Annotated in this window: 15 protein-coding genes; 14 read left to right on the forward strand and 1 reads right to left on the reverse strand. The window is 63.4% G+C overall.

Going from position 1 to position 16,444, the window contains the following annotated elements:
* Positions 1-6 precede the first annotated feature (6 nt).
* The 12 genes from nuoF (at position 7) to FJW04_RS13975 (ending at position 14,463) form a co-directional block, all read left to right on the forward strand.
* Positions 7-1,311 carry an NADH-quinone oxidoreductase subunit NuoF gene (gene nuoF / locus FJW04_RS13920; RefSeq protein WP_015317342.1) on the forward strand — a complete coding sequence of 435 codons (1,305 nt, stop codon included), beginning with the start codon at positions 7-9 and terminating at the stop codon, positions 1,309-1,311.
* A 65-nt stretch (positions 1,312-1,376) separates the two neighbouring features.
* Entirely contained in the window at positions 1,377-2,072 is a 696-nt protein-coding gene (locus FJW04_RS13925) for an NADH-ubiquinone dehydrogenase (protein ID WP_140714751.1), read from the forward strand.
* Positions 2,073-2,145: 73 nt separating this feature from the next.
* Entirely contained in the window at positions 2,146-4,227 is a 2,082-nt protein-coding gene (gene nuoG / locus FJW04_RS13930) for an NADH-quinone oxidoreductase subunit NuoG (RefSeq protein ID WP_140615823.1), read from the forward strand.
* Positions 4,228-4,229: 2 nt separating this feature from the next.
* Positions 4,230-5,273 (forward strand): NADH-quinone oxidoreductase subunit NuoH, encoded by a 1,044-nt coding sequence (nuoH, locus tag FJW04_RS13935; protein ID WP_015317345.1) that lies wholly within the window; start codon positions 4,230-4,232, stop codon positions 5,271-5,273.
* Positions 5,273-5,764, forward strand: coding sequence for an NADH-quinone oxidoreductase subunit NuoI (gene nuoI / locus FJW04_RS13940; protein WP_015317346.1), 492 nt, complete (start codon positions 5,273-5,275; stop codon positions 5,762-5,764). The genes nuoH and nuoI overlap by 1 nt, the downstream gene beginning before the upstream one ends.
* 235 nt (positions 5,765-5,999) lie before the next feature.
* Positions 6,000-6,620, forward strand: coding sequence for an NADH-quinone oxidoreductase subunit J (locus FJW04_RS13945; RefSeq protein WP_015317347.1), 621 nt, complete (start codon positions 6,000-6,002; stop codon positions 6,618-6,620).
* A gap of 1 nt (position 6,621) precedes the next feature.
* Positions 6,622-6,930, forward strand: a complete 309-nt coding sequence (gene nuoK, locus FJW04_RS13950; protein ID WP_023798863.1) for an NADH-quinone oxidoreductase subunit NuoK — start codon at positions 6,622-6,624, stop codon at positions 6,928-6,930.
* Between the two features lie 10 nt (positions 6,931-6,940).
* The gene (gene nuoL, locus FJW04_RS13955; RefSeq protein WP_140714753.1) at positions 6,941-8,914 is read left to right on the forward strand and encodes an NADH-quinone oxidoreductase subunit L; all 1,974 of its coding nucleotides are present in this window, start codon (positions 6,941-6,943) and stop codon (positions 8,912-8,914) included.
* Positions 8,914-10,419 carry an NADH-quinone oxidoreductase subunit M gene (locus FJW04_RS13960; RefSeq protein ID WP_015317350.1) on the forward strand — a complete coding sequence of 502 codons (1,506 nt, stop codon included), beginning with the start codon at positions 8,914-8,916 and terminating at the stop codon, positions 10,417-10,419. Before nuoL ends, FJW04_RS13960 begins: the two co-directional genes overlap by 1 nt.
* A 19-nt stretch (positions 10,420-10,438) precedes the next feature.
* Complete coding sequence (gene nuoN / locus FJW04_RS13965; protein WP_015317351.1) at positions 10,439-11,875, forward strand: NADH-quinone oxidoreductase subunit NuoN; 1,437 nt, start codon at positions 10,439-10,441, stop codon at positions 11,873-11,875.
* A 4-nt stretch (positions 11,876-11,879) separates the two neighbouring features.
* Positions 11,880-12,701, forward strand: coding sequence for a biotin--[acetyl-CoA-carboxylase] ligase (locus tag FJW04_RS13970; protein WP_140615830.1), 822 nt, complete (start codon positions 11,880-11,882; stop codon positions 12,699-12,701).
* 91 nt (positions 12,702-12,792) lie between these two features.
* On the forward strand, positions 12,793-14,463 hold the full coding sequence (locus FJW04_RS13975) for a ribonuclease J (protein ID WP_140615832.1): 1,671 nt from the start codon (positions 12,793-12,795) through the stop codon (positions 14,461-14,463).
* On the opposite strand, the gene FJW04_RS13980 is transcribed toward FJW04_RS13975, so the two are convergent.
* Positions 14,453-15,343, reverse strand: coding sequence for an MBL fold metallo-hydrolase (locus FJW04_RS13980; RefSeq protein WP_140714755.1), 891 nt, complete (start codon positions 15,341-15,343; stop codon positions 14,453-14,455). The two genes, FJW04_RS13975 and FJW04_RS13980, sit on opposite strands and share 11 nt — an antisense overlap.
* A gap of 126 nt (positions 15,344-15,469) precedes the next feature.
* Here FJW04_RS13980 and mce point away from each other — a divergent pair, with 126 nt between their 5' ends.
* Positions 15,470-15,874 carry a methylmalonyl-CoA epimerase gene (mce, locus tag FJW04_RS13985; protein WP_140714757.1) on the forward strand — a complete coding sequence of 135 codons (405 nt, stop codon included), beginning with the start codon at positions 15,470-15,472 and terminating at the stop codon, positions 15,872-15,874.
* Positions 15,871-16,155 (forward strand): DUF1467 family protein, encoded by a 285-nt coding sequence (locus FJW04_RS13990; protein WP_023769792.1) that lies wholly within the window; start codon positions 15,871-15,873, stop codon positions 16,153-16,155. The genes mce and FJW04_RS13990 overlap by 4 nt, the downstream gene beginning before the upstream one ends.
* The last annotated feature ends 289 nt before the right edge of the window (positions 16,156-16,444 follow it).

Raw genomic sequence — 16,444 nt, forward strand, 5'->3', positions numbered from 1 at the left:
CGAAAAATGCTTCAGGACAAAGACCGCATCTTTACCAACATATACGGCCTCTTCGACAAGTCGCTGGCCGGCGCCATGGCGCGCGGCGCCTGGGACAACACGCCCGGCATCGTCGCCAAGGGGCGTGAGTGGATCGTCAACGAGATGAAGGCGTCGGGACTGCGCGGACGCGGCGGCGCCGGCTTCCCGACCGGGCTGAAATGGTCGTTCATGCCCAAGCAGAGCGACGGCCGGCCGAGCTATCTCGTCATCAACGCCGACGAATCCGAGCCCGGCACCTGCAAGGACCGCGACATCCTGCGCAACGATCCGCACACGCTGGTCGAGGGCGCGTTCCTGGCCGGCTTCGCCATGGGCGCGATTGCCGCCTACATCTATGTGCGCGGCGAGTTCATCCGCGAGCGCGAGGCGCTGCAGCGGGCGATCGAGGAGGCCTACGAGGCCAAGCTGATCGGCAAGAACAACACGTCGGGCTACGATTTTGAAATCTACATGCATCACGGCGCCGGCGCCTATATCTGCGGCGAGGAAACGGCGCTGCTGGAAAGCCTCGAAGGCAAGAAGGGCCAGCCCCGGCTGAAACCGCCATTCCCGGCCAATGTCGGCCTCTATGGCTGCCCGACCACTGTCAACAATGTCGAATCGATCGCGGTGGCGCCGACCATCCTGCGCCGGGGGGCTGCCTGGTTCTCGTCCTTCGGCCGGCCCAACAATGTCGGCACCAAGCTGTTCTGCGTTTCCGGCCACGTCAACAATCCGTGCACCGTCGAAGAGGCGATGTCGATCCCGTTCCGCGAGCTTATCGAGACCCATTGCGGCGGCATCCGCGGCGGCTGGGACAATCTGCTCGCCGTCATTCCGGGCGGCGCCTCGGTGCCACTGGTGCCGGCGGAGCAGATCATCGATACGCCGATGGATTTCGACGCGCTGCGCGATCTCAAATCCGGCCTCGGCACGGCCGCCGTCATCGTCATGGACAAGTCGACCGATGTCGTGAAGGCGATCGCGCGGCTTTCCTACTTCTACAAGCATGAAAGCTGCGGCCAGTGCACGCCGTGCCGCGAGGGCACCGGCTGGATGTGGCGGGTGATGGAGCGGCTGGTGCGCGGCGAGGCTCAGAAGCGCGAGATTGACATGCTGCTCGACGTCACCAAGCAGGTCGAAGGCCACACGATCTGCGCGCTGGGCGATGCGGCGGCATGGCCGATCCAGGGCCTGATGCGGCATTTCCGCGGCGAGGTGGAGCGGCGCATCGACGAGTTTTCGCGCAACGCGCACCGGGCCGAACCGGTGATGGTGGCGGCGGAATAACAAGAAACTTTTGAACGCGGGAAGAGACGGGGCGGGGCGAACGAAGAAACGACCAGGAGAACTCTATGGCGCCGTATTCGACACCCTACCCATTGATGCCCAATTTGGACCAGATCGAGAAGATGAACCAGGACCTGACCAGGATGATGCCGAAGGAGATGGCCAGCGCCGTCAACCTTTTCGCGCACCCTGTCGCGGGTGCGGCGGCGATGTCGGCGCTTGGCATGGGGCTCGCCAATCATGCGTTCGGCGTCTGGATGGGCGCGCTTTCGGGGGCCGCCGAGGCATCACACCGCCTCATGCAGCCGCTGATCGAGGATTTCGAGGCACGCGTCGAGCAATTCGAGGATGCGAACTCGTCGTCCATCAGGGCGCGGGCGACCGCGAAGACGATGATTGCCGAGGCGCAGTCCTTCGCCCAGGAAGTCACCGATATCGCAGCCAGGGAAGCCGCCACCACCGCGCCGGCCGCCAATGCCGCTCCGGCAACAAGCGAGGCGGCGGATGTGCTGCTGCCGGAAGATTTCAGGCAGCCCAAGGCCATGGAGAAGCCGACGAGGCCGTCCGACCTCAAGGCTATATCGGGCATCGGCCCGAAGCTGGAAAAGGTGCTGAACGGCCTCGGTATCTGGACGTTTGCCCAGATCGCCGCATGGTCGCCGCAAGAGATTGCCTGGGTCGACGACTATCTGTCGTTCAAGGGCCGCATCGGCCGTGACGACTGGACTGCCCAGGCGGCGGCGCTGGCCGCGAAGAAGTGAATGAAATCTCGGGCGCTGCGTCTGTCGCGCCCGGAAAATGAGATTGCGGGAAATCCGCAGGGGTTTGAGGCGAATGGCAAAGCTCAAGGTCGACGGGAAAGAAATCACTGTACCCGACCATTACACGCTGCTGCAGGCGGCCGAGGACGCGGGCGCGGAAGTGCCGCGCTTCTGCTTCCATGAGCGGCTGTCGATCGCCGGCAATTGCCGCATGTGCCTGATCGAGGTGAAGGGCGGACCGCCCAAGCCGCAGGCCTCCTGCGCCATGGGTGTGCGCGACCTGCGCCCCGGCCCGAACGGCGAGCCGCCGGAAATCTTCACCAACACGCCGATGGTCAAGAAGGCCCGGGAAGGCGTGATGGAATTTCTGCTGATCAACCATCCGCTGGACTGCCCGATCTGCGATCAGGGCGGCGAGTGCGACCTGCAGGACCAGGCGATGGCCTTCGGCGTCGATTCCTCGCGCTACCACGAGAACAAGCGCGCGGTGGAAGACAAGTATATCGGCCCGCTGGTCAAGACAGTGATGAACCGCTGCATCCACTGCACGCGCTGCGTCCGCTTCACCACCGAAGTTGCCGGCATTTCCGAACTCGGCCTGATCGGCCGCGGCGAGGATGCCGAGATCACCACCTATCTCGAACAGGCAATGACCTCGGAGTTGCAGGGCAACGTGATCGATCTCTGCCCGGTCGGCGCGCTGACCTCCAAGCCCTTCGCCTTCCAGGCGCGGCCGTGGGAGCTGACCAAGACCGAATCCATCGACGTGATGGATGCCGTCGGCTCGGCGATCCGCGTCGATAGCCGTGGGCGCGAAGTGATGCGCATCCTGCCGCGCGTCAACGAAGCCGTGAACGAGGAATGGATTTCCGACAAGACCCGCTTCATCTGGGACGGCCTGCGCACGCAGCGCCTCGATCGCCCCTATGTGCGCAAGGACGGCAGGCTGGTTCCGGCGAGCTGGGCCGAAGCGTTCGCGGCGATCAAGGGCGCGGTTTCGGCGGCGGCCCCCGACAAGATCGGCGCCATCGCGGGCGATCTCGCGGCGGTCGAGGAAATCTATGCGCTGAAGCTCCTGATGGCCTCGCTCGGTTCGAAGAACACCGATTGCCGTCAGGACGGCGCGGCGCTCGATCCGGCACTCGGACGTGCCAGCTATATCTTCAACCCGACCATCGAAGGCATCGAGCAGGCCGACGCGGTGCTGATCATCGGGGCCAATCCGCGCTTCGAGGCCTCGGTGCTCAACGCCCGCATCCGCAAGCGCTGGCGCCTCGGCAATCTGCCGGTCGGCGTCATCGGCGATGTCGGCGACACGCGCTATGACTACGAACAGCTGGGCGCCGGGCCGGATTCGCTGAAGGATCTGGCGGACGGCAACGGCAAGTTCTTCCAGACGCTGAAGAAGGCGACGCATCCCCTTATTATCGTCGGTCAGGGCGCTCTGGCGCGCGCCGATGGCGCGGCCGTGCTCGGCCAAGCGGCCAGGCTCGCCGCCGCCGTGAATGCCGCACGCGCCGACTGGAATGGCTTTGCCGTGCTGCACACCGCAGCGGCGCGCGTCGGCGGCCTGGACCTCGGCTTCGTGCCGGGCGAGGGCGGCAAGAACGTCGCCGGCATGCTGGGCGAGACGGATGTCCTGTTCCTGCTCGGCGCCGACGAGATCGATATGAGCAAGACCGGCGGCGCCTTCGTCGTCTATGTTGGCACGCACGGCGACGCCGGCGCGCATCGCGCCAATGTCATCCTGCCGGCGGCTGCCTATACCGAAAAGTCCGGCACCTACGTCAACACCGAAGGGCGCGTGCAGCAGACCAACCGCGCTGGCTTCGCGCCGGGCGACGCGCGCGAGGATTGGGCGATCTTGCGGGCGCTGTCCGACGTACTGGGCAAGAAACTGCCGTTCGATTCGCTGCCGCAGCTGCGCGCAAAGCTCTATGGCGAATACCCGCATCTGGCTCGCATCGACCAGGTCGCGGCCGGCAATGCCGAGGATATCGCCGGCGTGGCGAAGCTCGGCGGGCGGTTGAACAAGGGAACCTTCACCTCGCCGGTCAAGGATTTCTACCTGACCAACCCGATCGCGCGCGCATCGGCCGTGATGGCGGAATGCTCGGCACTGGCCAAGAGCGGCTTCAAGCAGGCGGCGGAATAAGCATGGACACCTTCTTCTCCTTCTACGTGCTGCCGGCGCTGCTGATCCTCTTGAAGTCGGTCGTGCTGATCGTGGTGCTGCTGATCTTCGTCGCCTACATCCTTTATGCCGACCGCAAGATCTGGGCGGCGGTGCAGCTTCGCCGTGGCCCGAATGTCGTCGGCCCCTGGGGCACGCTGCAGGCCTTCGCCGACCTGCTGAAATTCGTCTTCAAGGAACCGGTCATCCCGTCGGGCGCCAACAAGGGCGTCTTCCTGCTGGCGCCACTTGTCTCCGCCGTGCTGGCGATCTCGGCCTGGGCGGTCATACCGGTCAGCCAGGGTTGGGCGATCGCCAACGTCAATGTCGGCATCCTCTATGTCTTCGCCATCTCCTCGCTCGAGGTCTATGGCGTGATCATGGGCGGCTGGGCGTCCAACTCGAAATATCCGTTCCTCGGCGCGTTGCGTTCGGCGGCGCAGATGGTGTCATACGAAGTTTCGATCGGCTTCGTCATCGTCACCGTGCTGCTCACCGCCGGCTCGCTCAACCTCAGCGATATCGTGCTGTCGCAGCAGGGTGGGCTTGGTACGCGGCTCGGGCTGCCCAACACGTTCCTCGACTGGAACTGGCTGGCGCTGTTCCCGATGTTCGTCATCTTCTTCATCTCGGCGTTGGCGGAGACCAACCGTCCGCCCTTCGATCTGGTCGAAGCCGAATCGGAGCTGGTCGCCGGCCACATGGTCGAATATTCGTCGACGCCGTTCCTTTTGTTCTTCCTCGGCGAGTATGTCGCGATCGTGCTGATGTGCGCGCTGGCCACCATCCTGTTCCTCGGCGGCTGGCTCCCTCCCTTCGACTTCGCGCCCTTCACCTGGGTGCCCGGCGTGATCTGGTTCGTGCTGAAGGTCTGTTTCGTGTTCTTCGGCATCTCGATGGTGAAGGCCTTCGTGCCGCGCTACCGCTACGACCAGCTGATGCGGCTGGGCTGGAAAGTGTTCCTGCCGATCTCGCTGTTCATGGTGGTCGCCACCGCCGCCTTCCTCAAGATCACGGGGTTTGCGTGATGTCCGCTTTGTCCCAGGCCGCAAAATCGCTGCTGCTGCAGGATTTCGTCAGCGCCTTCTTCCTGTCGATGCGCCAGTTCTTCGCGCCGAAGGAGACGATCAACTATCCGCACGAGAAGGGACCGATCAGCCCGCGCTTTCGCGGCGAGCATGCGTTGCGCCGCTATCCCAACGGCGAGGAACGCTGCATCGCCTGCAAACTGTGCGAGGCGATCTGCCCGGCGCAGGCGATCACCATCGAGGCCGGCCCGCGCCGCAATGACGGCACGCGCCGCACGGTGCGTTACGATATCGACATGGTGAAGTGCATCTATTGCGGCTTCTGCCAGGAAGCCTGCCCGGTCGACGCCATTGTCGAGGGGCCGAATTTCGAATTCGCGACGGAAACGCGCGAGGAACTCTACTACGACAAGGACCGGCTGCTGGCGAATGGCGACCGGTGGGAGCGCGAACTGGCGCGCAACATCTCACTGGACTCGCCATATCGCTGACATCTGACGCATGGACGGGGCGAGGGGCCTCGTCCAGGGGATGATCCCGAAAGTTGCGGACTTTTCGGACAAGATCATCCTCCGGAAGACAAAAGTGTCGCATGTTTCTTTTGATCAGGTATTTCAACCCGATCGGAACATGCGATAGGACACAACGAAACTTGCCGACCGGAGGCGGTCGCAAACATCAAACAGGACGAGCGTCCTGTTTGGACAGGAACCCGGGGGATCCCCAATGCTGAGTGGACTAGAGGCGGCCTTCTTCTACCTCTTCGCCTTTGTCGCCGTGGCGTCGGCGTTCATGGTCATTTCGTCGCGCAACCCCGTGCATTCGGTGCTGTTCCTGATCCTGACCTTCTTCAACGCCGCCGGCCTGTTCATGCTGACCGGCGCCGAGTTCCTGGCGATGATCCTGCTCGTCGTCTATGTCGGCGCGGTCCTGGTGCTGTTCCTGTTCGTCGTCATGATGCTCGACGTCGATTTCGCCGAATTGAAGAGCGGCGCCCTGCAATACGCGCCGATCGGCGCGCTGGTCGGGCTGATCCTGGCGGCGGAGCTGATCGTGGTGCTGGGCGGCTACACCTTCGCGCCGAAGCTCGCCTCGACAGTCGCAAAGCCCATCCCGGATCTCGCCGCGCGATCGAACACGGCGGCGCTCGGCGACATCCTCTATACCGACTACCTCTACTACTTCCAGATTTCGGGCCTCATCCTGCTGGTCGCCATGATCGGCGCCATCGTCTTGACGCTGCGCCACAAGGAAGGGGTCAAGCGGCAGTCGATCGCAGCCCAGGTCGGCCGCACCGCGGCGACCGGCATGGAAATCCGCAAGGTCAAGTCGGGCGAAGGAGTCTGAGATGGTCGTCGGCATCGCACATTATCTGACCGTATCGGCGATCCTGTTCACGCTCGGCGTGTTCGGCATCTTCCTCAACCGCCGCAACATCATCGTCATCCTGATGTCGATCGAGCTGATCCTGCTGGCGGTCAACATCAATTTCGTCGCCTTTTCGGCGGCGCTCGGCGATCTGGTCGGCCAGGTGTTCGCGCTGTTCGTGCTGACGGTCGCGGCGGCTGAAGCCGCCATCGGGCTTGCCATTCTCGTCGTCTTCTTCCGCAACCGCGGCTCGATCGCGGTCGAAGACGTGAACATGATGAAGGGTTGACGGGGCGACTATGTATCAAGCGATCGTCTTCCTTCCGCTGCTCGGCTTCCTGATCGTCGGCCTGTTCGGCAATGCGCTCGGTGCCAAGGCATCCGAATACATCACCTCCGGCTTCCTGGTGATCGCGGCCGTGCTGTCATGGGTCGCCTTCTTTTCCGTCGGCTTCGGCCATGGCGAGGTGTTCACCGTGCCGGTGCTGCACTGGATCCAGTCCGGCGGGCTGGACGTCTCCTGGGCGCTCAGGATCGACACCTTGACGGTGGTGATGCTGGTGGTGGTCAACACCGTGTCGGCGCTGGTTCACATCTATTCGATCGGCTACATGCATCACGATCCGAACCGGCCGCGCTTCTTCGCCTATCTGTCGCTGTTCACCTTTGCCATGCTGATGCTGGTGACGGCCGACAACCTCGTGCAGATGTTCTTCGGCTGGGAAGGGGTCGGCCTGGCGTCCTACCTGCTGATCGGCTTCTGGTACAAGAAGCCGTCGGCCAATGCCGCGGCAATAAAGGCCTTCGTCGTCAACCGCGTCGGCGATTTCGGTTTTGCGCTCGGCATTTTCGGCGTGTTCGTGCTGTTCGGCTCGGTCAATCTTGGCACCATCTTCGCCAATGCGGCGACGTTCATCCCGGCCGAAGGCGCGCCGCAGGGTGCCGCCGTACTCACCTTCCTCGGCCATGCGCTCGACAAGCAGGCGGCAATGACCGTCGTCTGCCTGCTGCTGTTCATGGGTGCCATGGGCAAGTCGGCGCAGGTGCCCCTGCACACCTGGCTGCCGGACGCCATGGAGGGCCCGACCCCGGTGTCGGCGCTGATCCATGCCGCCACCATGGTGACGGCCGGCGTGTTCATGCTGGCGCGGCTTTCGCCGCTGTTCGAATTGTCGCACTCGGCGCTGACGGTGGTCACCTTAATCGGCGCCTTCACCGCCTTCTTCGCGGCGACCGTCGGCCTGGTCCAGAACGACATCAAGCGCGTCATCGCCTATTCGACCTGCTCGCAGCTCGGCTACATGTTCGTGGCGCTCGGCGTCGGCGCCTATGGCGCGGCGATCTTCCATTTGTTCACGCACGCCTTCTTCAAGGCGCTGCTGTTCCTCGGTTCCGGCTCGGTCATCCACGCCGTCTCCGACGAGCAGGACATGCGCAAGATGGGTGGCCTGAGGCAGCTGATCCCGACCACCTACTGGATGATGGTGATCGGCACGCTGGCGCTGACCGGCGTCGGCATTCCGGTGACCGTCATCGGCACCGCCGGCTTCTTCTCCAAGGACGCCATCATCGAGGCCTCCTTCGCCGGCCACAATTCGGTCGCCGGCCTGGCTTTCATCCTGCTGGTCATCGCCGCCTGCTTCACCTCCTTCTATTCCTGGCGGCTGATCTTCATGACCTTCCATGGCAAGCCGCGGGCGAGCCACGAGGTGATGCACCACGTCCATGAATCGCCGCCGGTGATGCTGGTGCCGCTGTTCATCCTGGCGGCCGGCGCGCTGTTTGCCGGTGTCATCTTCCACAATTCCTTTATCGGCGAAGGCTATGCCGAATTCTGGAAGGCGTCGCTGTTCACGCTGCCGGACAACCATATCCTGCACGAGATCCACGAATTGCCGCTGTGGGTGGAGCTCTCGCCCTTCATCGCCATGCTGATCGGTTTCGCTCTGGCCTGGAAGTTCTACATCCGCTCGCCGGAGATGCCGGTCAATCTGGCCGCCCAGCATCGCGGGCTTTACGCCTTCCTGCTCAACAAGTGGTATTTCGACGAGCTTTACGACTTCCTGTTCGTTCGCCCTGCCAAGCGTCTCGGTCACTTCCTGTGGAAGACCGGTGACGGGACCATCATCGATGGGCTCGGGCCTGACGGCATTTCGGCGCGCGTCGTCGACGTCACCAACCGCGTCGTCAAGCTGCAGACCGGCTACCTCTATCACTACGCCTTCGCCATGCTGATCGGCGTTGCCGCACTCGTCACCTGGATGATGCTCTGATGACCGCCTGGCCAATCCTCTCGCTGGTCACCTTCCTGCCGCTGGTTGGTGTGCTGCTGATCCTGTTCATCAACGATGACAGCGAAAACGCGCGCCGCAACATCCGCGCCATTGCGTTCATCACCACGGCGTTCACCTTCCTGGTGTCGCTGTTCATCTGGGCCGGCTTCGACAATTCGCAGGCCGGATTCCAGTTCGTCGAAAAGGTCGCCTGGCTCGATTCCGGCATTTCCTACCATATGGGCGTCGACGGCATTTCCATGCTGTTCGTCATTCTGACGACCTTCCTGATGCCGCTTTGCATCCTGGCGTCGTGGGAAGCGATCGAAAAGCGCGTCAAGGCCTACATGATCGCCTTCCTGCTTCTGGAAACGCTGATGATCGGCGTGTTCTGCGCGCTGGACATCGTGCTGTTCTACGTCTTCTTCGAAGCCGGACTGATCCCGATGTTCATCATCATCGGCGTATGGGGCGGCAAGCGGCGCGTCTACGCCTCGTTCAAGTTCTTCCTCTATACGCTGGCCGGCTCGGTGCTGATGCTGCTCGCCATCATGGCGATGTTCTTCCAGTCCGGCACCACCGACATCCCGACGCTTCTGACGCACAGCTTCCCGGCCAACATGCAGACCTGGCTGTGGCTTGCCTTCTTCGCCTCCTTCGCGGTGAAGATGCCGATGTGGCCGGTGCACACCTGGCTCCCCGACGCCCACGTCGAGGCGCCGACGGCGGGCTCGGTCATCCTGGCCGGCATCCTGCTGAAAATGGGCGGATACGGCTTCCTGCGCTTCTCCTTGCCGATGTTCCCGCTGGCCTCCGAAATGTTCGCGCCGCTGGTGTTCACGCTGTCGGTCGTCGCCATCATCTACACCTCGCTGGTGGCGCTGATGCAGGAGGACATGAAGAAGCTGATCGCCTATTCGTCGGTCGCCCATATGGGCTTCGTCACCATGGGCATCTTTGCCATGAACCAGGAAGGCGTGCAGGGCGCTATCTTCCAGATGCTCAGCCACGGTCTGGTGTCGGGCGCGCTGTTCCTGTGCGTCGGCGTCATCTATGACCGCATGCACACCCGCGAGATCGCCGCCTATGGCGGTCTCGTCAACAACATGCCGAAATACGCGACCGTGTTCCTGATCTTCACCATGGCCAATGTCGGCCTGCCGGGCACGTCAGGTTTCGTCGGCGAGTTCCTGACCATGCTTGGCGTGTTCCGGGTCAACACCTGGGTGGCGTTCTTCGCCGCCACCGGCGTCATTCTGTCGGCGGCCTATGCGCTTTGGCTCTACCGCCGGGTGATCTTCGGCGCGCTGACCAAGGACAGCCTGAAGGGGCTGCTCGACCTGTCGACCCGCGAGAAGGCGATCATCTATCCGCTGGTCGTGCTGGTCATCTTCTTCGGCGTCTATCCCGCACCCGTCTTCGACGCGACGGCCCAGTCGGTCAAGTCGCTCGTCACCAATGTCACCGCATCCATCGGCGCCGCGCAGACCGCGGCGGCGAACTGACCCAGGGGTTTTGCGAACCATGACGCCGGACCTTCTCTCCAGCCTTTCGCTCTCGACGCCCGAGCTGATCCTTGCCATCGGCGCGCTCGCGCTGCTTATGGTCGGGGCCTATTCGCGTTCCAACACCGCCAATACCGTGACCGGCCTTGCCGTCGCCGTGCTGGTGATCGCAGGCGCCTGGCTGATCTTCCACGCAGGGCAGGGCAGCGCCTATGGCAATGCCTTCATCCAGGATTCCTTCGCCCGCTTCATGAAGGTGCTGGCGCTGATCGGCTCGGCGGTGACGCTCATCATGTCGATGCGCTTTGCCAAGGCGGAGCGTTTCGACAAGTTCGAATATCCGGTGCTGATCCTGCTTTGCACGCTCGGCATGATGCTGATGATCTCGGCCAACGGCATGATCGGGCTCTATCTCGGCCTCGAACTGCAGTCGCTTGCGATCTATGTGCTGGCGGCGATCAATCGCGACAATCTGCGTTCGACAGAAGCCGGCCTGAAATATTTCGTCCTCGGCGCGCTGTCCTCGGGCATGCTGCTCTACGGCATCAGCCTGGTCTACGGCTATACCGGCAACACCGGCTTCCAGGAGATCGCCACGGCGCTGGGCGGCGGCGAGCGCCAGCTTGGCCTTGTCGTCGGCCTCGTCTTCGTGCTGGCCGGGCTTGCCTTCAAGATCTCGGCGGTGCCGTTCCACATGTGGACGCCAGACGTCTATGAGGGCGCACCGACACCGGTGACGGCCTTCCTGGCGGCAGCGCCGAAAATGGCGGCGATGGCGCTGATCGTGCGCGTCACCATGGGTGCGTTCAAGCCGATCGCCTCCGACTGGCAGCAGATCATCGTCTTCATCTCGATCGCCTCGATGGCGCTTGGCTCCTTCGCCGCGATCGGCCAGACCAACATCAAGCGGCTGATGGCCTATTCCTCGATCGGCCATATGGGCTACGCGCTGGTCGGCCTTGCCGCCAATAGCCAGGCCGGCGTGCGCGGCGTCGCCATCTACATGCTGATCTACCTGGTGATGACGCTCGGCACCTTCGCCTTCATCCTTGCCATGCGGCGCAAGGAAGGCAATGTCGAGCAGATTAGCGATCTCGCCGGCCTCTCGTCGACCAACCCCATCATGGCGACGATCCTGACCATCCTGATGTTCTCGCTGGCCGGCATTCCGCCGCTCGCCGGCTTCTGGGGGAAGTGGTACGTCTTCCTCGCCGCCATCAACGCCAACCTTTATGCGCTGGCAATCATCGGCGTGCTCGCTTCCGTGGTGGGCGCTTACTACTACCTGCGCATCATCAAGATCATGTGGTTCGATGAGCCGGTCGGCGGCTTTGTGCCGATGGCCAGCGAGTTGCGTGTCGTGCTCGGCGTCAGTGGCGCCTTCGTGCTGTTCTACGTGCTGATCGGCGGACCGATCGGGACCTATGCCGAAGCCGCCGCCAAGACATTTTTCTGACGGGATGGCATTTCGGCTGGCTCCAACCTCGGCGTCGGAAGGGTTCCGGCTCGAGGCGCATGACAGTGTCGGCTCCACCAACGCGCTGGCGCTGGACCATGCCCGGGCGGGCGACCCGGGCAAGCTCTGGGTTGTTTCCAAGAAGCAGGAAAGCGGGCGCGGCCGGCGTGGCCGTGCCTGGGCAACGCCGGAAGGCAATCTGGCGGCGACGCTGCTCCTCATCACCGGCGGCGAATTGCGCCTTGCCGCGACGCTCGGCTTCGTCGCGGGGCTGGCGCTGGCCGACGCGCTCGACGCGGTGGTGCCGAAGGGCCGCATCGCGATAGGCCTCGACGGAGCGAGCCAGGGACAGAACCGTTTCGAGCTGAAATGGCCAAACGATGTGCTCGCCTCCGGCGCCAAGCTGGCCGGCATCCTGCTGGAGTCGGCGATGCTTGACGGTAGCCGCTTCGCGGTGGCGGTGGGCATCGGGGTCAATGTGGTGGCGCACCCGCGGGATTTGCCTTATCCCGCGACATCACTCCATGCGTTGGGCGCGGCTTGCGATGCCGAAACGCTGTTTCTGGCGCTGTCGGATGCCTGGAGCGAGAATGCCCGCCTGTGGGACGAAGGACGTGGCCTTGCCGCCATCAGGAAGCGTTGGCTGGCCCGCGCGGCGGGCCTTGGCGGCGAGGTTGCTGTCAGAATTGACGGTAATGTGGTGCGTGGCGTGTTCGAGACCATTGACGAGGACTGCCGTTTCGTGATCCGCGACGATGACGGGTCTGTTCTGACGGTCGCCGCCGGCGATGTGCATTTCGGCGCGGTGGCGTCCGCGCGGATATAATTTGTTTTTGGGCAATTCCGGACGGAAAACCGGTAGGCACTTGCTGGAATTGCTTTAACGGCTTGGCCCGAGGGTCAGGAAGGAAAAAATCATGGCGAAAGCGGACAACGCCGAACTCGTCTTCGTGCCGCTCGGCGGCGTCGGCGAGATCGGCATGAACTTCGCCCTCTACGGCTATGGCCCGCCGAGCGCGCGCGAATGGATTATCATCGATGTCGGCGTCACCTTTCCCGACGCGGCGCATCCGGGCGTCGACCTGATCCTGCCCGATACGCGCTTCATCGAGGAGAACCTCGCCAATCTGCGCGGCATCATCATCACCCACGCGCATGAGGACCACTACGGCGCGCTGCTCGACATCTGGCCGAAGCTGAAGGCGCCGGTCTGGATGACGCCGTTCAGCGCCGGGCTGCTGGAAGCCAAGCGTCAGGGCGAGCAGGGCGCGCCGAAGATCCCGCTGACAATCTACCGGGCGGGCGAAAAGTTCACGGTGGGCCCCTTCGAGATCGAAGCCATTCCGGTTGCACACTCCATTCCCGAACCCATGTCGCTGGCGATCACCTCGCCGGCCGGCACCGTCATCCACACCGGCGACTGGAAGATCGATCCGGAGCCGACGATCGGTCCCAAGACCGACGAGGCGCGGTTCCGCGCCTATGGCGACAAGGGCGTGCTGGCGCTGATCTGCGATTCGACCAATGCGCTGCGCGAAGGCGAGTCGCCTTCGGAAGTGGCCGTGGGCGAGGGCCTGAAAGGCGTCATCCAGGCGGCCAAGGGCCGCGTCGCCGTCACCACCTTCTCCTCCAATGTCGGACGCATCGTTTCCATCGCCAGGGCAGCGCGCGATGCCGGCCGCCAGTGCCTTGTGCTCGGCCGCTCGTTGAAGCGCGTCATCGATGTGGCCGGCGAGCTTGGCTACATGGACGGCCTGCCGGAGTTCATCGCCGAGGAGGATTTCGGCTTCATCCCGCGCGAGAATCTGGTCATCATCTGCACCGGCAGCCAGGGCGAGCCGTTGGCGGCACTTGCCAAGCTGTCGCGCGACGAGATGAAATCGGTGTCGCTGACAGCGGGCGACACGGTGGTGTTTTCCTCGCGCACCATTCCCGGCAACGAGAAGGCGATCCTCGAGATCAAGAACCGCCTCATCGATCTCGGCATCAAGATCATCGAAGACGGCGATGCTCTGGTGCATGTCTCCGGCCACCCCCGCCGCAGCGAACTGCGCAAGATGTATGAATGGGTGCGTCCGCAAATCGGCGTTCCCGTGCATGGCGAGGCGGCGCATCTGGTGGCGCAGGGCTCGCTGATGTCCACCTCCGGCATCGGCCAGGTGGCGCAGGTGCGCGACGGCGACATGCTGCGGCTCGCTCCCGGTCCCGCCACGATCATCGACCAGGTGCCGTTCGGCCGCGTCTACAAGGACGGCAATCTGATCGGCACCGATCAGGCGATGGGTATTCGCGACAGGCGCAAGCTGTCCTTTGCCGGTCACGTCGCGGTCAATGTCGTGCTTGATGACAAGTACGAGCTGGCCGGCGATCCCGACCTGGTCGCCATTGGCGTCGCCGAAACCGACGCCCGTGGCGAGATGCTCGAGGACCTGATGATCGATGCGGCCGTCGGTGCGGTCGATTCGATCCCCCGCCAGCGCCGCAAGGACCTCGACCTGGTGCAGGAGGCGGTGCGGCGCGCGGTGCGCGGCGCGGCCAACGAAGCGTGGGGCAAGAAACCGCTGGTGACGGTTTTCGTCACCCGGTGACGGAGGCGTCGGGGGCTCGGATGTTCAGCTGATAGCTGACCGGAATCCAGCGAAAGGAATGGTCTGTCCGCTCGACATAGCCCAAGCCCGGAAACGGCATGTGGTGGCCGGCGACGAGCAGGCGCCGCTCGGCAGCCATGCCGAGCAGCCGCTTGCGGGTCTCGATTGCCTTTTCCTTGTCGTCATCGAAATCGGCATGCCACTGCGGACGCTGGATCGACACGACATAATGCAGGAAAGCGTCCGACCAGATCAGCAATTGCTGTCCGTCGTTTTCGACAAGGAAGGCCAAAAGCCCGGCGGAGTGACCGGCCGCGTCGATGGCAGTGATGCCCGGCACCACTTCGTCTCCAGGCGCTATGAACGTCGCGCGGTCGGCCAAGCCGGTGCAAATGCGCCTAAAGAGATCACGATTGGCCAACCTGGCCGGACGCACCGCATTTCCTTCGGTCCAGAACGCGAATTCCGCTGCGCCGAATACCAGGCGTGCGCGGCTGAAAACGGATGCGCCATTCCGGACAAGCCCGCCAATGTGGTCCGGGTGCCCGTGGGTGATGACCACCACATCGATGTCATCAGGGCCGAGCCCAAGGGCTTGCAAACACTCCAGGAGTGAACTGTCTTCATCTCCGCAGCCAGTGTCGAACAGGATCTTTTCGGAACCGGTATCGATCAGCGTCGGGATGAAGCAATGCTCGTAGCGATCCTGGTCGATGAAGTTCGAAACCGCGAGTTCGAGCACGGCCGCCGGCGGCTGTCCGGCCGCGAAGGCCGATGCAAGCCCGTCTCTGACATCGACGGCATCGAGCAGAGCGGCAATTTTGAACGACCCGAGATCGAAGGTGAAAACGCGGGGGCGGGCAGGGCTGATTCCGGACATTGGCCTTTGTACTTTGTGGCTGCTGGTTGCAACAGGTGCGACAGTGCGCTCCTCGCGAAAGGCTGTTGATCTCGGCTGATTTGACGTATGACGCCAGTCGTTGGACCTGGGAGAAAAAGCTCGGACATGCTCGGACGGCTGAACCATGTCGCGCTTGCGGTGCCGGATTTGACCGCCGCCGTTGCAGCTTACCGCAACACGCTCGGCGCCGAAGTGACCGAGCCGCAGGCGTTGCCGGAGCATGGCGTCACCGTGGTGTTCGTCGATGTCGGCAACACCAAGGTCGAGTTACTGGAGCCGCTTGGCGAGGGCTCGCCAATCGCGGCATTCCTGGCGAAGAATCCGTCGGGCGGCATGCATCATCTCTGCTACGAGGTCGACGACATCCTGGCCGCGCGCGACCAGCTCAAGGCCGCCGGCGCCCGGGTGCTTGGTGACGGCAATCCCAAACCAGGCGCGCACGGCAAGCCGGTGCTGTTCCTGCATCCGAAGGATTTCTTCGGCACGCTGATCGAACTGGAGCAATCATGAGCTGGGTCTCGTTCACCGCGCTGTTTTTCGCGACCTGGTGGGTGGTGCTGTTTGCCGTCCTGCCGTTCAGCGTCAGAACGCAGGACGACGATCACGACGTGACGCTGGGCACGGTGCCGAGCGCGCCGCGCGGGCCGCATATGCTGCGTGCCGTGATCCGCACCACCATCGCAACGGCGGTCCTGATGGGCATTTTCTACGGCCTGACGCACGGGTTGGGATACAGCCTCAACGACATCCCGCACATCGTGCCGGATTTCAGCCCGACCCCAGGGAAATAGACGTGGCGGCAAGGGTGCTCCGATAAGGTCGGAGCGCTGCGGACGGGATTGAGATGCCGCCCTGTCCGGCGGCTACTGGCTGCTGACGCAAGGTCATGTAGCCTGCCAATTCGCGGCGCTAACCAGATGATTGCACAAAAAAAATGCAAGGCACAAGGCCTTGCAATTAAACGCGTCCGATCTGTTTCCGGTATCCGGCGGCAGCGAGTAACCGCGCCTAGATCGCATCCTCCCAAGACTTTGACCGCGTAGGAGAGCAGATTTTTTTCTACCCTCTCGGTTATCGGGG

It is taken from the genome of Mesorhizobium sp. B2-7-3 (assembly GCF_006440715.1).
In the GTDB taxonomy this organism is placed as follows: Bacteria; Pseudomonadota; Alphaproteobacteria; order Rhizobiales; family Rhizobiaceae; genus Mesorhizobium; species Mesorhizobium australicum.

Bases quoted from the DNA above. Each gene is read 5' to 3' on its own strand.
- FJW04_RS13945 (WP_015317347.1), top strand. From the start codon at position 6,000: ATGCTGAGTGGACTAGAGGCGGCCTTCTTCTACCTCTTCGCCTTTGTC.
- nuoN (WP_015317351.1), top strand. From the start codon at position 10,439: ATGACGCCGGACCTTCTCTCCAGCCTTTCGCTCTCGACGCCCGAGCTG.
- nuoK (WP_023798863.1), top strand. From the start codon at position 6,622: ATGGTCGTCGGCATCGCACATTATCTGACCGTATCGGCGATCCTGTTC.
- FJW04_RS13975 (WP_140615832.1), top strand. From the start codon at position 12,793: ATGGCGAAAGCGGACAACGCCGAACTCGTCTTCGTGCCGCTCGGCGGC.
- nuoH (WP_015317345.1), top strand. From the start codon at position 4,230: ATGGACACCTTCTTCTCCTTCTACGTGCTGCCGGCGCTGCTGATCCTC.
- nuoL (WP_140714753.1), top strand. From the start codon at position 6,941: ATGTATCAAGCGATCGTCTTCCTTCCGCTGCTCGGCTTCCTGATCGTC.
- FJW04_RS13925 (WP_140714751.1), top strand. From the start codon at position 1,377: ATGGCGCCGTATTCGACACCCTACCCATTGATGCCCAATTTGGACCAG.
- FJW04_RS13990 (WP_023769792.1), top strand. From the start codon at position 15,871: ATGAGCTGGGTCTCGTTCACCGCGCTGTTTTTCGCGACCTGGTGGGTG.
- nuoI (WP_015317346.1), top strand. From the start codon at position 5,273: ATGTCCGCTTTGTCCCAGGCCGCAAAATCGCTGCTGCTGCAGGATTTC.
- FJW04_RS13970 (WP_140615830.1), top strand. From the start codon at position 11,880: ATGGCATTTCGGCTGGCTCCAACCTCGGCGTCGGAAGGGTTCCGGCTC.
- FJW04_RS13980 (WP_140714755.1), bottom strand. From the start codon at position 15,343: ATGTCCGGAATCAGCCCTGCCCGCCCCCGCGTTTTCACCTTCGATCTC.
- mce (WP_140714757.1), top strand. From the start codon at position 15,470: ATGCTCGGACGGCTGAACCATGTCGCGCTTGCGGTGCCGGATTTGACC.
- nuoG (WP_140615823.1), top strand. From the start codon at position 2,146: ATGGCAAAGCTCAAGGTCGACGGGAAAGAAATCACTGTACCCGACCAT.
- FJW04_RS13960 (WP_015317350.1), top strand. From the start codon at position 8,914: ATGACCGCCTGGCCAATCCTCTCGCTGGTCACCTTCCTGCCGCTGGTT.
- nuoF (WP_015317342.1), top strand. From the start codon at position 7: ATGCTTCAGGACAAAGACCGCATCTTTACCAACATATACGGCCTCTTC.